Origin of the sequence: Amphritea sp. (assembly GCF_016744155.1) — a bacterium.
GTDB lineage: Bacteria > Pseudomonadota > Gammaproteobacteria > Pseudomonadales > Balneatricaceae > Amphritea.
In genome coordinates, this window is record NZ_JADGEW010000006.1 from 158,671 (window position 1) to 175,305 (window position 16,635).

Genomic DNA, 16,635 nt, shown 5'->3' on the forward strand with positions numbered 1-16,635 from the left:
ATTGTAATTAATATACATCATTCATACTATATAATCAATTATGTAGGATTTAATCGGCTAAGTGCTATTGTTCATGTGTTTGTGCTGTTTTAAATGTAGCTCTATAGAGGGCATTTTGATAACTGGAAAAAATAAAACAGCATTTAAATAAGGCCTTCTTTTATTACTTCAGCAGTGTTTTCTGGTGCAGCCTTGATTGTGCTGCAAGTCTTATGTGAGCGTTAGGCTCACCATACTGCTGGTAATGACCTACGCGTTGTAAAATTTCGAAGAAAACGCCATTGCTCTCTCTCGTATAGCAGTGAAAGAATTCTCCATCTGAATTTCTATCGTACATAATGTTGCTTTGCTGCATTAGAATAAGCTGGTCTGGATCTATAGCAAAGCGGGCATCGAGGTCGAGATAATAATTATCCGGAATAGGTAACAGAAACTTGTTACCGATGGCCGCAGCCGTAGAAAATATGTCTTCACAGGAGAAAGCTATTTGTTGAACTCCGGATCCCTTGGTCTTATCAAGGAAGCGACGTGAAGATGCGCTAGAAGTTGATGTCATATTCAAGGGAATACGTACTTTCATATTGTTACTGACCGCGAGTCGGCTGACTACCAGTCCATTCACATCTGCTAGATCTTGATTGGGAGTGATATCGAATTCTAGTAATGATTTGTAGAAAAATGCAGCAGATAAAAAATCAGTATGTGCGACAGTCTGTCCTATATGGTCGATGTTGCTTAGCCCGATTCCTGTATAAGGTTGATCCATTAATGGCTTGAAATCCACGTCGAAAAAGCTGACTTTAGATTGATCGTCGAGTAGATAAATTAGACTGTCACCAATCGCCTTTATTGCAGGAATGTTGAGTTCACCCGGGCCTGCCTGATTCATAAAGCATTGGCAGTGGTAATGCTTAGCTCGTTCGAATGTGCGCTTTAGGTTATTTGTTTTCATGGCTAACGCGCAGACTGAGGTGCCATGGGTTTCAAAATGTTCATGTGCTTGACTGGAAGGCTCTCTGTTCATTACCAGGTTAATATTTCCTTGCCGCATCAGAGTGACATTCTTTGAACGGTGGATATGAGTTTCTGAAAAGCCCATAGCGTTCAGTAATTCTAGTAGATTCTTATCTGAGTTTTTAGGTAACGCGAATTCTATAAATTCGACATCAGTGATACCTTCATCGACCTCTTTTGTGGCTTGTTTTGATGTTTTCTCATCGAGCCATATTAAGGAACGGATACCGTCGATCGCTTTCTCCGCGGCAGGGGAAGAGCGGAATTCGTCATTAAATATTTCATGGGAAAGGTAATCGTTATAGCCTTTATCTCTGAGACACTGAACAAACTCTTTGACTGGCAAATCACCCTGGCCAGGGAAACATCGATAGTGGCGGCTGTAATGGAGAACTTCCATCTGTAGTGCCGGAGCATCGGCGACCTGAACCAGAGCAATTTTATCTAATGGTATTTCCTTTCTGAGGATATCCAATGTATTGCCCCTGGCAAACATGTGAAAACTATCAAGTACTATTCCCAAGTTTGGGTGATCAGCATGTTTGACAATATTCCATGCATCACCGTAATCAGCAGTATATCGACCCCAAGCAAGGGCTTCATAACCGATGTTGAAACCTTCCTGCTTGGCAATGTCGGCCAGTTCGTATAGATCAGCAGAGGCCCTGTTTGGATCGTTGATAAGGTGAGGAGAAACCGAGCTGCAGATCAGTAATTTTTTAGTTCCGAGTTGGTGCATTAGCTCGAACTTTTTACGAGCGCGATAAAAATTTTGGCTGCGAAATGGTTCAGGCATTGCTTCAAAATCCCTAAAGGGTTGAAGCGCGACGATCTCTAGATTCAGATCTTTGGCCATATCGCGAATATCTGTTGCACTTCCTTCAAATTGAATAAGGTCGTTTTCAAATATCTCAATTCCCTGAAACCCTGCTGCAGCTGCCGCGTGTAACTTTTCAGGTAACGTTCCCGAAATGGATACAGTAGCGATGGATGACTTCATAATTACTATTCCGGATTTGTTAGATGAGAGAGCTTATGATGTCATAGCGTTTAGTGTATTCAGCCATGACTTTTTCGGCGTCAGGCTTTATGCCGGTGAAAATCTCAAAAGCATTCAGAGCCTGGTAGAAAAAAAGATCGAAACCTGAGATTATTTTTATGCCAGCAGCTCTGCATTGTAGAAGGAATTCAGTATCCACGGGTGTGTATACTGCGTCGAACGCCCACTCTTGAGATCCAATGGCAGAAGCAGAGATAGGTAAGCCGGGGGTTTTGTAATGCCCGATAGGGGTGCAGTTTACAAGCCCATTACAATCTTGTGCAGCAGTCTCTAGCTCATCAAGGGTTACCGTTGAAGCGCTAAAACCTGAAGCATTCATGGAATCCGCGAGTGATGATGCACTTTCTGGATAAAGGTCATATATTACAACGTTGGTAGCGCCCAGCTCGGACAGTGCAAATGAAACTGCCCGGCCAACTCCCCCTGCGCCAATCAGCAATACTTGTCCTGCGGGTGTATTTCCCAGTCGGTTTCGATATCCACGAATAAATCCAGAATAGTCTGTGTTGAAGCCTTTAATTTCAGCATCACATATCTGCAGTGTATTTGTGGCCCCTACGAGTTTTACTGCGGTGTTAATTGAGTCACACTGATCCAAAGCTGTTTGTTTAAAAGGGTATGTGACATTAGATCCCTTATATCCTTGAGAGCGGATTTTCCTTAGCGTTGTATTGAATGCTTCAGAGGTATTCTCCACAGGTTCATTCAGATCATACGAAATAGGGAGGTCATAAAGTTCGCCCAGCATTTTGTGCATGCTAGGGGAGCTAGATTTTTGAATGGACAGGCCAATAAGTCCTAATTTCATTGCTGAGAGTCTCCGTTCTGCAAACATTTAAGTGTTGCTGGTGCATTTATTGTAGGTTAGATAATGCTTAATACTATTTCTTGTTGATAGCATCTGTTGATTTAAGTTCGTTTATATTACTTATGTAGTATCTAATGGAATAAATAATATCAATAAAATTGAGTAGGATGATATGTTTTTTTGTTGGGGGGAGCTGCTGAGGTTGCTGAGGTCGTTCAGGGCGAAATTCAATAAGTAGTGAAGTCCTTTTAAATTCAATGCTTTAGACTTAAGTTATACTCTTGTTAAGAATTTATCTGTAATCTAAAAAACTAATACATTGATCGATTAACTTATTAGCTGTATCCGGCTAAATATCATTAACATGGCCCCATAATCAACTCTTTTTCTAGTCCTATGGGTTCTTCATGATCGCAATTATCAATATTACAGCACCTATTTTTCTTATTATTTTGTTCGGATTTATTGCAGTACGCTCTACTCTGATTCCTAAGAGTGCTTTGTCTGGAATGAGTAAATTTGTTCTTTTTATGGCTTTGCCTGCATTGATTTTCTCTAAGATATCGGAAATGCCAATTTCAGAACTGGTAGATATGCAGTACATACTGTCTTATTCCGCTGGTTGTTTAGGTGTGCTTGTACTCGGAATTTTAGCGAACAGGTTTGTATTGCAAAGTACTTCGATTTTTGCAGGCATAAAGGGGTTGGGCAGTGCTTTACCCAATAGTGCCTTTATCGGTTTGCCTGTGATGCTTCAATTCTTCCAATCACCACCAGCCCAAGCGTTTGCTATGGTTATTTTGGTTGAAAATATTATTCTTTTTCCGGTGGCGCTTGCTTTTATAGAGTTTGCTTCAGCAAAAGAGGGCGAGCATAAAAAAATATCACTGGGGATGGTGTCTTCGATCGGAAAGAAGGTGATGTTGAATCCTATTATTCAATCGGTCATCTGTGGTGTGGTATTTTCATTATCAGGTTTGGCATTACCTGAGTTTGCTGAACAGGGACTTGTGCTCCTGGGTGCAGGGTCTGCGCCAGTCGCGCTGATTATTATTGGGGGATCGCTTGTCGGTGTATCTATCCGTTCAAGTCTTGCAGATATTGCGATTGTGTCAGGCTTTAAGTTACTGCTTCATCCGCTTATCGTTGGGCTTATGGTTGTGTTTGTCTTTCCGGGCATGGCCACTGAAATGAAACAAGCAGCAGTTTTGTTTGCGGCATCCCCGATGCTCAGTATCTATCCGATTATTGGCGGGCAATATGGTTATCAAACTTTTTGTTCAGGTGCTTTACTGGTAGCGACTATATTGTCTTTTTTCAGTGTGAGTGTTGTTTTGAGTCTCCTACATATGATCTAAAGTATGGGTGCTTGGCATAGTTTTATATCTGATAAGAGGACTCTAAGGAAGAGATTCCTCTTATCAGCTGTGAGCATAAAGAAGTTAGGTGTTCTTGGAGAATATGCTGGGTTTAATCTTTTTCTGCCAGATGGGTGTTTGGCTAAAGAATATAAGAATGATAGAGCAAAAGAGTATCAGAGACAGAGGGCTTGTAAAAATTCCGCTGAAGAAACTATCTAGCTCTCCACGCTCAGATATAATTGAACGGTGTAGTGGCACAATGATTGAGTTGAAAAGAGAGGGCTTACTGGAGAACTAGTCGGAGCGTTTCAGCGATATGATTCTAGGAGTTGCTTATCTCTAGTTAGTGCGTAATGGATACAAAATTTTCGTGTAATAGAAACGATAATTCAAGTGTGAGAAGTTAATGAGCTAGTCCAATCACCTTACTCTTTATATTGGATCTGAGATTTTTCTCCATAAAGGGCCCTACAGCCTCCATCGACGAGGGCAATCATTTAAGCGAGGTCACTGCTGTTGATCGTTTTCACACGAAACTGCTTGGGGGTTAAGCCAGAGAGCCGCTTAAAAAAACGATTAAAATACGCAGGATCATTAAACCCCAGTTCGTAAGCGATCTCGTTTATACTCAACACCGTATAGATTAGGTGTCTCTTTGCTTCTAGTAACAGCCGGTTGTGAACCATATGCAGGGCGCTGCGTTGTATCAGTTGTTGACATAGGTTATTGAGATAGGGGGCTGTTATACCCAGTTCTTTAGCGTAGCTTTCCACTTTTCTATGCTGAATAAAATCACGGTTTATCAGGTCGCTAAAGCGGTTAAGATATTCGCTCTTTTTGTCTTGAGAGTTACCGGCAAAGTGACGCTGAACAGCGTTACGTTCTAACCAGATGCATAGAATTTGTACTAGCGCACCAAGCGCCTCAGAGCGACTACTGATAACCGATTGGTTATATTCAAACTGGATTAGTTCAAGGATCGACTCCAGTTGCTTCTGCTCTCTGCGTACGGTCATTATCAGAGTCGATTTTATTACCGGACGCTCTTTTTGAATTACCGCTCCCACGTTATCTAGTAGAGGGTTTGCGATGGATAAAACATAGCCTGAAACATCGTCAGACCAGAGAAAGTCGTGTACACACATTTCTGAAATAACAATGAGGCATGGGCCTTTTATTGTCGTTGGATCACCGTCCAGATTGGCTTCGCCACTGCCGTTTTTTAAATAGAATATCTGACTCAACCCGTGATGCCGGTGTGGCCTTATACTAAATTGGTGTGCCCGGCTACGAGTTATTAATGGCTCGCAGTGCAATAGATCAGGGGTGACTTGTTGATCTTTTTCACCATAAATCTGAACCGTTGGTATGTTAGGACATTGAGCCATTAGAAAATTCGCTCCTGCTATTCAGTATTCGAAAAGTACAATAGATATGTTGTTTTATCTCTTAATTATGCGTCTATATTGTAGAAAAATACATAAACAATATGTGAAGAAATTATTCGTTAAGCTTAGATAAGAAATTACTTAAACGCTTATACGAGAACTTAAACAATATAAAGGGCAATCAGCATGGTTTGGAAAAAGCATGATTACGATGATATCCCGGGCACTTATGTGTTCGACGGTGAGAGAGCGCATAGCTCCTACGCCTTAAACAAGCTGTTCTATTCTTTTAATAATGTCGAGTGCCGCGATGAGTTTAATGCCGCCCCGGCTGCCTATTGCGATAAATTTGGCCTCAACGAAAAACAGAAAAAATTGGTAGTTGAACAGCAATTTCTAAATATTTTGCGCGCTGGTACCAATATTTACTATATGGCTAAGTTTTGTATTCCTCGAGGTGTATCGGTGCAAGATGCTGGTGCCGCATTCCAGGGGATTTCGGGTGATGAATTTAAAGCAAAGCTGTTAAAAAAACGCGAAAATCTAGAGCAACGCTTAGAGCGTGAAGGAGGTTATTGGAATGGCTAAAATTATCGGTGGCGTAACCACCTCACACATCCCTGCTGTGGGTAATGCTATTTCTGATGGCCTGACCCAAGAGCACTATTGGAAACGATTCTTCGATGGCTATCAGCCTGTCAAAGATTGGCTGGCGGATAAAAAGCCCGATGTCATCATCATTGTCTATAATGATCATGGTTTAAATTTCTTCTTGGATAAAGTGCCTACCTTTGCCATAGGTTGTGCCGACGAATATCAAAATGCCGATGAGGGCTGGGGTTTAAAGCCAACCTCACCCTTTGCCGGTGATGCGGAGTTTTCCTGGCATTTGGCTGAGTCTTTGATCAACCAAGAGTTCGATATGTGTACCTGCCAAGAAATGCTGGTAGATCACGGCTTTGTTAACCCCATGCGGGTACTGTTTGGCGACCATGAAATATGGCCGATTAAAACTGTTCCTTTGGTTGTTAATACAGTGCAGCACCCGTTACCTAGTGCTGAGCGTTGCTATAAATTGGGTCAAGCGCTAAAGACTGCGATTGAATCTTACCCTGAAAATTTAAATGTAGTGATTGCTGGTACCGGTGGTATGTCACATCAGTTGCAGGGTGAACGAGCCGGTATTATCGATGTTGACTACGACTTGGCCACTATGGAAAGCATAATCAATGATCCTTCTTGGTTTTATAAGCAGAGTAATGCTGAAATTATTGAGAAAGCCGGTACCGAAGGTATTGAAACTATTATGTGGTTGGTTATGCGCGGAGCCTTGGGCGGCAAAGTTAATTGCCAGCATAAACACTATCATGCGCCTATTTCTAATACAGGTGCGGGTGTCTTGTTGTTGACGGGTGAAGAAGACTGACCTGAAAAGAGCTTAATTTAGGGTGGTTTAGAAACTTGTACTAGAAATACTTCTGGTTTTGCCTCTGCTAGCAGGGGCTTGTTGAGTTTGGCTTAGTAGTTGATTGTGTTTTAATCGCGGAGTTGCTTCGTTTGCGGATTATGCGCGTTATCTTTCGGACTAGGTTCATTGAGTTAACAGATCAGGAAGGCTGTATTCAGATATGATGTTTCCGCGCATAGATAAGATTTTTAACAGGTTAGCGAAGTTCTGGTGCCGCCTTTCTGAGTCAGCAGTGGTGCCAGTAAGGCTGGTTTTTATCGATGTGGGGTTTAATAGCTACCAATTATCTTCAATGCTGATAGACAAAGGTCTGATTAATGTAGTCGCATTTATAGATGAAGAACCTTGGAGTCATCTTAATGAGATGAATGGAGGTAAATTGCATTATCCCAGTGAGCTTTTGGCTATGGTAGATAGGTATGATGTAAAGGTGGTGGTAAAGTTTAAAGAGCAAGGCTGGAAGCCTAGTCTGGAAGCTCTTTCGGCGTTATCTAAGCGTCAGGTAAGCTATCTGCTTCTTAATAAAGAAATGAGCTTAGCACAGCAGTTAGATGCTGTGAGTCAGGAGTTATAATCTTACCTACTCAAACGTGAACCAGGGGTCCTGTCTGATGTGGATCGTTTCACTGACGGGGTGGTAATGGTTTTTCTAATGATGTAATTAGAACCGTACGCTCTGACTTTGTACTCAGGAAATTGCCTGTTGCAGACCGATAGCCAGAGTGTTGATGAGATAACGATAAACAGGTTTCTTGCAAGCATCTTATGGCTAAAGTTGCTTTTGCTTTTGCTTTTGCTTTTGCTTTTCAATTTTATGTTGTTCTTCACTCATTCCGTATTGCCAGTAACTACTGATATACATATTACCTTTTTTATCCGGGGCATTGTCGTAAAGTGATGGCGGACTCTGAGAACTTCTTCAAGTTCTGCTGCCACCCAGATAGTGGGCTCCCCGTTCAGCCATGGTAGCTGAATAATGGCCTTGCTGAAGGTTTTTGTAGTGTCAGGCAGGGCATTGATCAACCAGATGATTTCCAGTCCGTCTGGAACCTCGCTGTGATTAAGCAGGCTTTGGTCTTGTTCTGAAATGATTTCAATGACCAGATAGCCTCGGGCCTTTTCAGGAAGTCCTTTCAAGTTGTTATTTATAGCTGGTATTGCGGTCATGTCGCCGGTAATTAAAAACCAGTCAGCTGCAAGGGCTATAGGTTTAGCAGGCCCACCGTTTGGATGTCTACGAAATCAATCTGCATGCTGTTGGTGGCGTAGTTAATAGCGCTGATGGTATACGTGCGTAGTTGAGGTTTGGTAAGGTTCTGATGGGGTAGTATCAGCTTTACTTAACCGCCAACAGTATTTTTGGGGTATTGCTTCATCGCTTCTCCAGTCATACATATTCGACGCATATTTGTACTGATGCTGGTGTTTTTTGTGACGGTAAACAGGGTGGGTGAGGGCTTGGCCATAGAGGTTCCGGAAGCAGTATTTAATATTTTATTGTCAGGTTATTTTAGTCATAAATTAGGGCCTGGATATGGCAATTACTGAAATGTTCAATAAATGAAAAAGCCCCGTTGTTTTGCATCGGGGCTTTTGACACTAAAACAGTCTATATCTGCTAAGTGTGGGACCTAGTTTATTTGTTCCAATACAAGCGCATTGGATTGTCGATTAATAGCTTTCGTTGCAGTTCTTCAGTCGGAGCGATCAGCGGAATCACGTCAACTAAATTGCCATCGTCCGGCACATGCGACTTCATATTGGGATGCGGCCAGTCAGTTCCCCAGAGTACGCGTTCAGGGAATGTCTCAACCAGGGTGCGGGCAAAAGGAACAACATCACTGTAGTCAGGCGCTTGAAGGGTTAATCGCTCAGGACAGCTGACTTTGGTCCATACGTTCGGGTTTTCAGCCATAAGATTGATGAAACGCTGGAAGTCTTGGTGTTCAACGCCGTTGGCAACATCCGGACGACCCATGTGATCAACAACGATCGTGGTGTCTAGCTGCTTAAGAAAAGGGATAAGCTCTTCTAGATCCGGTGCTTCGAAGTAGACCACGATATGCCAGTCCAGCTGTTTAATCTTTTCTGCTACGCTGAGGAAAGCCTCTTTTGGCGTCGAGTCCACCAGGCGTTTCACGAAGTTAAAACGTACGGCCCGTACGCCTGCATGGTGCATCTCTTTGAGTTCTTCCATGCTGATGGCAGGATCAACAACCGCTACGCCACGGGCAAGTTCTCCTGCTGTGTTAAGTGCGTCCAGCAGGGCGGCATTATCGGTTCCGTGACAAGACGCCTGAACGATGACATTGCGCTCGAACCCGAGATGGTCACGCAGGGAGAAGAGTTGATCTTTAGATGCGTCGCAAGGGGTGTATTTACGTTTTGGATGGTAAGGAAATTTATCCGCTGGGCCAAAGACGTGACAGTGAGCATCGACAGCACCTGTTGGTACTTTAAATTCTGGTTTACTTGGGTTGTCATGGAATGGAAGGTAATTAGCGTCCATTTTCGTTCCTATTCTTTAGTTGGCAAAGGCTCAGTTAGCAAAAACTTCGCCATCAAACAATTTACGTGCTGTACGCAGTATTGCAGCGCTTTCAGCATCGCCCTGTTTATTCATTTTAAGAATAACGGTCATCTCACCTATGGGGTGTTCAATCGGCATTGTCTTAGTTGCACCGGGTGGGATATCTGCCAGTGCGTGAGCGGGTGAGCCTGGCAGGATACAGGCAGTAGCAACGCTGACTGCACCCAATACACCGATAGAGGCGTGGCAGCGGTGTGGTATGAAGGTTCGGGTTGAAATTGAACCACCCTGAGTTGCGCGGCTGACCATGGTCATTTTCGGCACTGACTTATGGGTAACATCACCGAGATTCATCATCGGGCCTGCTTGCAGGCGGATCGATTCAAGGCGTAATTTCAACGCTACATTTTGTTCCAGTTGTTCCCGTGTTTCAGTCCCGGATATTCCTAAGTCTTCAGCGGTCATAACGACGACAGGCATGCCGTTGTCGATACAGGTTACTGGTATGTTATCGATGATATCGACTTGATTTCCGGTGGGTAGTAAGGCGCCGCAACTTGATCCGGCGGTATCCTGAAAGGTCACTGGAATAGCACTGGCTGTTCCAGGTACACCATCAATATGGGCCTCGCCCTGATAACGGACGTTGCCATTCGGAGTGGATACCTGTTCGATGGCGATCTGACCGGTGTTCTCCATAAAGATGACAACAGATGTTTCATCTCCGCTGGGTTCAACGAGCCCGCGTTCGATTGCAAAAGGGCCGACACCCGCGAGAATGTTGCCGCAATTCTGTGCGTCCGTGACGTTCGCCTGATCTACAAATACCTGCAGAAACAAATAGTCGACATGAACGCCCGGGCGTTCAGAACGTTTAACAATAGCAACCTTTGAGGTAAGAGGATCTGCACCACCAATACCATCGATCTGACGTGGATCTGGTGAACCCATTATGCGGAGCAGGAAACTATCGCGTTCAGCGATATCAGTCGGTAGGTCTTCGGCGAGGAAGTAAGCACCTTTTGAGGTGCCTCCCCGCATCCACATGCACCGTGCTGAATCAAACATACTTCAGGCCTTTTTCTTTCAGACGGGGGCGCATGTTGTAGATATCCAGTCCCAGCTCTCCGTTAGCCATACGCACCCGCTTATCTTCTTCGCGGGTTTCGCGGGCCAGTGCTTCAGCCAGTACTGCTTCCGCTTCTTCGCGGCGTACTACGACAACACCATCATCGTCTGCGATGATGATATCCCCTGGGTTAACAATTTCATCGGCGCAAGCCATTGGAATATTAACTGAACCCAGAGTTTCTTTGATGGTGCCCTGGGAGAACACATGCTTCGCCCATACGGGAAAGTTCATTTGTCGTAGGTCACGGGTATCCCGAACGCCGGCATCAATAATAAGCCCTATAACACCACGAGAAAGGGCTGACGTAGCCAGCAGGTCGCCGAAGAAACCGAAGTTAGATGGGGAGGTTGGCGCAAACACCATGATGTCCCCAGGCTTACACTGCTCGATGGCAACGTGCATCATCCAGTTGTCACCGGCAGCCCCGGAAATAGTAATCGCAGAACCGGCAATGGTTACGTCCTGTTGAATTGGGCGCAGGTGGTCCGCTAGCAGGCCACGACGGCCCTGAGCTTCATGTATTGTTGCAACACCGCACTTACCCAACGCAGCGATAACGTCGGCATCTGCCCGTTCAATATGCTGAACTACTATATTCTCTTGCATCGGGACTCTCCTGATTATTCGACGATTTTAAGTCGGCTAAATACTCGGCGGGCATTGCCTTCGAATATCATCTGTTTCTGTTCAGCTGACAGTAGCGTGTTGTTATCAATATAACGCTTAGTGTCATCGAAGTAGTGACCGGTTTCCGGATCAATACCACGAACGGCCCCTATCATCTCTGATGCAAACAAGATGTTTTCAGTTGGCACGATATCCAGCAGCAGATCGATACCTTTTTGATGATAAACACAGGTATCGAAATAGATGTTCTTCAGCGCAGAGGTCTCAAGTGGTTCATAGCCTTGATCCTGCATCAGACCGCGGAAGCGTCCCCAGTGATAGGGTACAGCACCACCGCCGTGGGGGATAATGATCTTCAGGTCAGGGAAGTCTTTAAAAACATCGGACATAATCAGTTGTTGGAAGCCGGTGGTATCTGCCCCAAGATAATGAGAACCGGTGGTGTGGAAACAGTCATTACACGAAGCGCTTACATGTATCATGGCCGGAACATCCAGCTCGCACATCTTTTCATATAGTGGGTAGAACAACTTGTCGCCCAGCGAAGCGTCCTGCCAATGGCCGCCTGAAGGGTCGGGATTTAGGTTGCAGCCAATGAATCCCATCTCTTCTACGGTGCGCACCAGCTCAGCAACTGATTTCGCAGGATCAACGCCGGGTGATTGGGGTAGTTGTGCGACAGGGGCAAAATTCTTTGGAAACAGATCGCATACCCGTTTAATCAGATCGTTCTGATGCTCGGTCCAGTACTGACTGGTGTATTCATTACCGATATGGTGGCCCATCCAACTGGCGCGGGGAGAGAAAATGGTCAGATCGGTACCACGTTCCTGCTGCAGGCGTAGCTGATTCTGCTCAATACTTTCAATGATCTCATCATCGCTGACTACTACGTTACCTTTGGAGCCTTTGTGGCGAGGGTCTTTAGCTATTTCAACTTTCTGCTGGTCCCTGTATTCACCAACACCTGGTGGCGTTGTGGTGTAGTGTCCATGACAGTCGATAATCATTTGATACTCTCTCTTTTGTCTGTTGCCTATCTTCTGGCCGATGAGCTGGCCGCTTTATACACCACAGTATCCTGTTGATTCGGGGGTAATAGCTATTCAGTTTTTAAAGTATTGGTATTAGTTTTTGAGATAGGTTATGTTTTTTAGTGTTTTGTTGAGGAGTGTTTTATGTCATTTGAAATCCCTAATATCAGGCACCTCAGAGTGTTTCTGGAAGTTGTTCAGTGTAAGAGTATTAGTAAGGCCTCGGAAAAGGTCTTTCTTTCGCAACCTGCGATTACCCAAGCGATAGCAAAGCTGGAAGTATCATTGGGAACAGTGTTATTTCAGCGCCGAAGTGATGGAATGTTTGTCGTCGAGTCCGGTGAGCTGTTTGCATTGAGAGTGCGTCGAGCCATGGATATGATTTTGGCAGGGCTTAAAGGGGCGGTACGTCTGGGTGGTAGCAAAGCGCAGCCGTCGCATCTGCTGCAACAGCTGACGACCACTCAATTACGTGCGCTGATCGCGGTGACAGAGGCGCATAACTTTAGCATTGCTGGCCGTAACTTGGGTATTTCACAGTCCTCTCTTCATCGGGCTGCGAGGGAGCTTGAAGGCTTGCTCGCAGTGGTTCTATTTGAGAAAACCAGTACCGGTATCAGCTCAACTAAAGCGGCGCAGGCGTTGTCGAAGTCCTGCAAACTGGCATTCTCCGAAATCGTTCAAGGTAGGGATGAAGTAGATGCTCTGCATAACCGGGAAGTAGGGCAGTTAGTGATAGGCAGTATGCCATTGGCTCGAACTTCATTATTGCCAAAGACGATTATTAGCTTCTCCGAGAAATATCCAGACTTTCGTTTGAAAGTAAATGATGGCCCGTATGATGATCTACTCTACCATCTGCGCCACGGTGATATTGATATATTGTTAGGGGCTTTGCGCTTTCCTGCTCCTGCTGATGATGTGTTGCAAGAAGAGCTGTTCTCCTCACCTGTCGCGATTGTTGCCCGACCTGATCATCCTCTTATGACGACAGCTGGTGGCAAGATTGATCTGAATACTCTGCAGCAGTACCCCTGGGTGGTACCTCATAAAGGTACGCCAACCCGAATAATATTTGAATCATTGTTTTCTGAAGCAAACATGGAAGTGCCTAGTCGGCTGGTAGAGAGTGGTTCTCAAATATTGATTAGATCGCTGCTAATGGGTAGTGACCGGTTGACAATAATATCAGAACATCAGATTCAGCATGAATTGTCTTCGGGGGTTATTAAGCCTGTTCCTTATGATGTTGTTCAGGCGTATAGACCAATTGGGGTTACGGTTAGAAAAAGCTGGAGGCCAACTAATACGCAGCTTTCATTTATAGAAGGTTTGCGTATTTCAGACCGTTTAAGTGACTTGGGTGATCAGTAGTTTTTAATGTCTATGCAAAAAATGAATGGAGATGTCGGTTATTTAATTATCCTCTTCGGGATCTCAGTGATAATTTTTAGTTAACAGATCGATCTGTCATGGCAGATCAGTTGCAAGTTAAGCGGAGTGAGCAGTAATGATGAGAGTATGTATTGCAGGTGCAGCCGGTGCTTTTGGTATGAAACACCTGGAAGCGATCAGTGCCATTGAAGACGCTGAAGTCGTTTCAGTGGTTGGCGGCTCTAATTTGGAAAAAATTAAGGCATTTGCCGCTGAGCATAATATTCCTCATTACACGACTGATCTGGCTGAGAGTCTGGCCCGTGATGATGTGGACTGCGTTATTTTGGCGACACCGACTCAGGTGCATGCTGAACAGGTTATTCAGTGTCTGAAGGCTGGTAAGCATGTACAGACCGAAATACCGATGGCCGATAGTATTGAAGATGCTAAGAAAATGGTAGCTCTTCAGAAAGAGACCGGGCTAGTTGCTATGGCCGGACATACTCGCCGCTTTAACCCTAGTCATCAGTGGATTCATGACAAGGTTCAGGCAGGCGAGCTAAAAGTGCTGCAGATGGATGTTCAGACCTATTTTTTCCGTCGTACAAATACAAATGCGAAAGGTGAAGCCCGTTCCTGGACTGATCACCTGTTATGGCATCACGCATGTCATACCGTAGACCTGTTTCAGTATCAGACCGGTGAAACTGCTTTGCAGGTTCAAGCAATACAGGGCCCGATTCATCCGGAATTAGGTATCGCGTTGGATATGAGTATAGGTATGAAAGTACCTAATGGAGCACTTTGTACTCTGTCATTATCATTTAATAATGATGGCCCGTTTGGCACCTTCTTTCGTTATATCTGCGATAAGGGTACCTATGTTGCTCGTTATGATGATCTGGAAGACGGTAAAGGTAACCCAGTCGACTTATCTGATGTAGCTGTTTCCTTTAATGGTATTGAGCTGCAGGATCGAGAATTTTTTGCCGCGATTATTGATGGTCGTGAGCCAAATTCGAGCCTGGCTCAGTGTTACCCGGCGATGGAAACGCTGGATCGATTGGAACAATGCCTGATTGCAGCAGAATAATTTGTGGAGGAGCGGTAGATATGTCTAATCGAAAGTTGGGGGCGTTTGAATGTGCGTCGATAGGTTTGGGTTGTATGAATCTGTCCCATGCCTATGGCACCCCTCCTTCTGAAAAGGAGGCAGAGCAGCTGCTGCTGAGCGCATTAGATATGGGCTACAACATGTTGGATACCGCGGCATTATATGGTTTTGGTAATAACGAAGTTCTGTTAGGTAAGGTTCTTAAACAACGCCGTAATGAGTTTGTATTAGCAAGCAAGTGCGGCATGTTTAAAAATGATGCCGGCGTACGAGAGATTAATGGTCGTCCGGATGTTATTCGTAAGACCTGCGAGGATAGTTTGGGACGGCTGCAAACCGATGTAATTGATCTTTATTATCTGCACAGATGGGATCGGAACGTGCCGATTGAAGAGAGCGTAGGCGCGTTGTCTGATCTGGTGACCGAAGGAAAGGTGCGAGGTGTCGGTTTATCAGAAGTCTCTGCAGATACTTTACGTAAAGCTCATGCTGTTCACCCTATATCTGCCGTACAAACTGAATATTCGCTGTGGACCCGTAATCCGGAAATTGCAGTTTTGGATACGTGTCGTGAGTTGGGTGCCGCTTTTGTTGCTTTCAGCCCACTGGCACGTGCTTACCTTACCGGTAAACTCCGCGATATATATGCACTGACTGAAAAAGATCTTCGCCGTGATATGCCGCGATTTGAAGTGGATAATTATGCTAGAAATTTGCTGCTGCTGGATTCCATAGAGGAAGTTGCTGAACAGGAAAATTGCACACTTGCTCAGCTGGCTCTGGCCTGGGTACTGGCGCAGGGGGAACATGTTATCGCTATCCCGGGTACGACAAATCTAAATCATCTTAAGGAAAATTTTAGCGCGAAGGATGTCTTTCTAAGCGCAGATGTTATCGCTCGGTTAGATAAAATAATAAATCAGGATACCGTGGTTGGAGCGCGTTATAACGCGCTAACTCAAGCGGAGATTGATACAGAAGAAGTTGCTTGAGCGGATAGCTTCAGAGAAGAGCTAGGGAATCTACGGGAATGTCGGGACGGCAAGGCTTCTAAGCGGTTCGTTAGGCGGCTACTGCAAAGTTAATTTGGTGAGCCTAGGAAGAGAGTAACGGATAAATTGCGAAGTTATAGTTTCGCTCATCGAGAATCTCTCCCTGAGACGATTCTCGACACGTCTCAATATGCCAACAACAGAGCAGAGCTGTCACATCAGACCCGGGTGAGAGAGCGGGGAATGCGGCGGTTCAAGTCATTCCGGCAGGCTCAGAATTTTGTCAGTGTTAACGCTGCCGTCTACAACTTGTTCAATCTCGGGCGGTATCTTGTTGTGGCTAAGTACTTCCGAAATCTTAGAGGAGGTGCGTTTGGATGTTAAAAAGAAGCAGTGGACTAACAGAAGAACACGGAATTTGGCTTTCGTTGAGACGTTAATTTTTCAGTACCGATGAAACGCATTTAACGAAGGTACTAATATGATGACTGACTATAACGTCTTGTTTGCAGAGTCTCGCCCTGCGTAAGTTGTTTATAAAATAACGAAAGTCAATTTAGAAATTTGGTGGGTTTGTCAACATAGAATTGAATTCCATGGTGTTTTAAATTAACTGTCTAGGATGGTGATTTTTGGTAATAAAAAATCTAGATTGAAATTTATTTCTATATAAAAAATAAGTTGCTGTTTATTTTTTCTGATAACTAGCCTGGGCCTAAGTATGTTTATG

At 44.6% G+C, this 16,635-nt stretch carries 16 protein-coding genes; 7 read left to right on the plus strand and 9 right to left on the minus strand.

Annotation, left to right across the window (positions count from 1 at the left end; all coding sequences use genetic code 11):
- Positions 1-163: 163 nt before the first annotated feature.
- Together QZZ54_RS07590 and QZZ54_RS07595 are read right to left on the minus strand one after the other, a co-directional pair.
- Positions 164-2,014 carry a sugar phosphate isomerase/epimerase and 4-hydroxyphenylpyruvate domain-containing protein gene (locus QZZ54_RS07590; protein WP_290701067.1) on the minus strand — a complete coding sequence of 617 codons (1,851 nt, stop codon included), beginning with the start codon at positions 2,012-2,014 and terminating at the stop codon, positions 164-166.
- 19 nt (positions 2,015-2,033) lie between these two features.
- The gene (locus QZZ54_RS07595) at positions 2,034-2,882 is read right to left on the minus strand and encodes a shikimate dehydrogenase (protein ID WP_290701070.1); all 849 of its coding nucleotides are present in this window, start codon (positions 2,880-2,882) and stop codon (positions 2,034-2,036) included.
- A gap of 407 nt (positions 2,883-3,289) precedes the next feature.
- Here QZZ54_RS07595 and QZZ54_RS07600 point away from each other — a divergent pair, with 407 nt between their 5' ends.
- Entirely contained in the window at positions 3,290-4,240 is a 951-nt protein-coding gene (locus tag QZZ54_RS07600) for an AEC family transporter (RefSeq protein WP_290701073.1), read from the plus strand.
- 500 nt (positions 4,241-4,740) lie between these two features.
- Here the strand turns inward: QZZ54_RS07600 and QZZ54_RS07605 are convergent, their stop codons facing one another.
- A complete protein-coding gene (locus QZZ54_RS07605) occupies positions 4,741-5,631 on the minus strand; it encodes a helix-turn-helix domain-containing protein (RefSeq protein ID WP_290701076.1) in 891 nt (296 codons plus the stop codon).
- 186 nt (positions 5,632-5,817) lie between these two features.
- Between QZZ54_RS07605 and QZZ54_RS07610 the strand changes: the two genes are divergently transcribed.
- The 3 genes from QZZ54_RS07610 (at position 5,818) to QZZ54_RS07620 (ending at position 7,673) form a co-directional block, all read left to right on the plus strand.
- Positions 5,818-6,219, plus strand: a complete 402-nt coding sequence (locus tag QZZ54_RS07610) for a protocatechuate 3,4-dioxygenase (protein WP_290701079.1) — start codon at positions 5,818-5,820, stop codon at positions 6,217-6,219.
- Entirely contained in the window at positions 6,212-7,057 is an 846-nt protein-coding gene (locus tag QZZ54_RS07615; RefSeq protein WP_290701082.1) for a class III extradiol dioxygenase family protein, read from the plus strand. Before QZZ54_RS07610 ends, QZZ54_RS07615 begins: the two co-directional genes overlap by 8 nt.
- 202 nt (positions 7,058-7,259) lie before the next feature.
- The gene (locus tag QZZ54_RS07620) at positions 7,260-7,673 is read left to right on the plus strand and encodes a hypothetical protein (protein ID WP_290701085.1); all 414 of its coding nucleotides are present in this window, start codon (positions 7,260-7,262) and stop codon (positions 7,671-7,673) included.
- Between the two features lie 254 nt (positions 7,674-7,927).
- Here the strand turns inward: QZZ54_RS07620 and QZZ54_RS07625 are convergent, their stop codons facing one another.
- The 6 genes from QZZ54_RS07625 to QZZ54_RS07650 form a co-directional block, all read right to left on the minus strand.
- Complete coding sequence (locus QZZ54_RS07625; RefSeq protein WP_290701115.1) at positions 7,928-8,305, minus strand: siderophore-interacting protein; 378 nt, start codon at positions 8,303-8,305, stop codon at positions 7,928-7,930.
- A 134-nt stretch (positions 8,306-8,439) separates the two neighbouring features.
- A complete protein-coding gene (locus tag QZZ54_RS07630; RefSeq protein ID WP_290701088.1) occupies positions 8,440-8,565 on the minus strand; it encodes a hypothetical protein in 126 nt (41 codons plus the stop codon).
- A 170-nt stretch (positions 8,566-8,735) separates the two neighbouring features.
- Positions 8,736-9,608, minus strand: a complete 873-nt coding sequence (locus QZZ54_RS07635) for an amidohydrolase family protein (RefSeq protein WP_290701091.1) — start codon at positions 9,606-9,608, stop codon at positions 8,736-8,738.
- 30 nt (positions 9,609-9,638) lie between these two features.
- Positions 9,639-10,697, minus strand: coding sequence for a 4-oxalomesaconate tautomerase (locus QZZ54_RS07640; RefSeq protein WP_290701094.1), 1,059 nt, complete (start codon positions 10,695-10,697; stop codon positions 9,639-9,641).
- Positions 10,690-11,367 (minus strand): 4-carboxy-4-hydroxy-2-oxoadipate aldolase/oxaloacetate decarboxylase, encoded by a 678-nt coding sequence (locus QZZ54_RS07645; protein ID WP_290701097.1) that lies wholly within the window; start codon positions 11,365-11,367, stop codon positions 10,690-10,692. Before QZZ54_RS07645 ends, QZZ54_RS07640 begins: the two co-directional genes overlap by 8 nt.
- 14 nt (positions 11,368-11,381) lie before the next feature.
- Positions 11,382-12,398, minus strand: coding sequence for an amidohydrolase family protein (locus QZZ54_RS07650; protein ID WP_290701100.1), 1,017 nt, complete (start codon positions 12,396-12,398; stop codon positions 11,382-11,384).
- 168 nt (positions 12,399-12,566) lie between these two features.
- Between QZZ54_RS07650 and QZZ54_RS07655 the strand changes: the two genes are divergently transcribed.
- From QZZ54_RS07655 to QZZ54_RS07665, 3 genes are all read left to right on the plus strand, one after another.
- Positions 12,567-13,796, plus strand: coding sequence for a LysR family transcriptional regulator (locus QZZ54_RS07655; protein ID WP_290701102.1), 1,230 nt, complete (start codon positions 12,567-12,569; stop codon positions 13,794-13,796).
- 139 nt (positions 13,797-13,935) lie between these two features.
- On the plus strand, positions 13,936-14,892 hold the full coding sequence (locus QZZ54_RS07660; protein ID WP_290701117.1) for a Gfo/Idh/MocA family oxidoreductase: 957 nt from the start codon (positions 13,936-13,938) through the stop codon (positions 14,890-14,892).
- Between the two features lie 20 nt (positions 14,893-14,912).
- Positions 14,913-15,905 carry an aldo/keto reductase gene (locus tag QZZ54_RS07665; protein ID WP_290701105.1) on the plus strand — a complete coding sequence of 331 codons (993 nt, stop codon included), beginning with the start codon at positions 14,913-14,915 and terminating at the stop codon, positions 15,903-15,905.
- Positions 15,906-16,635 lie beyond the last annotated feature (730 nt).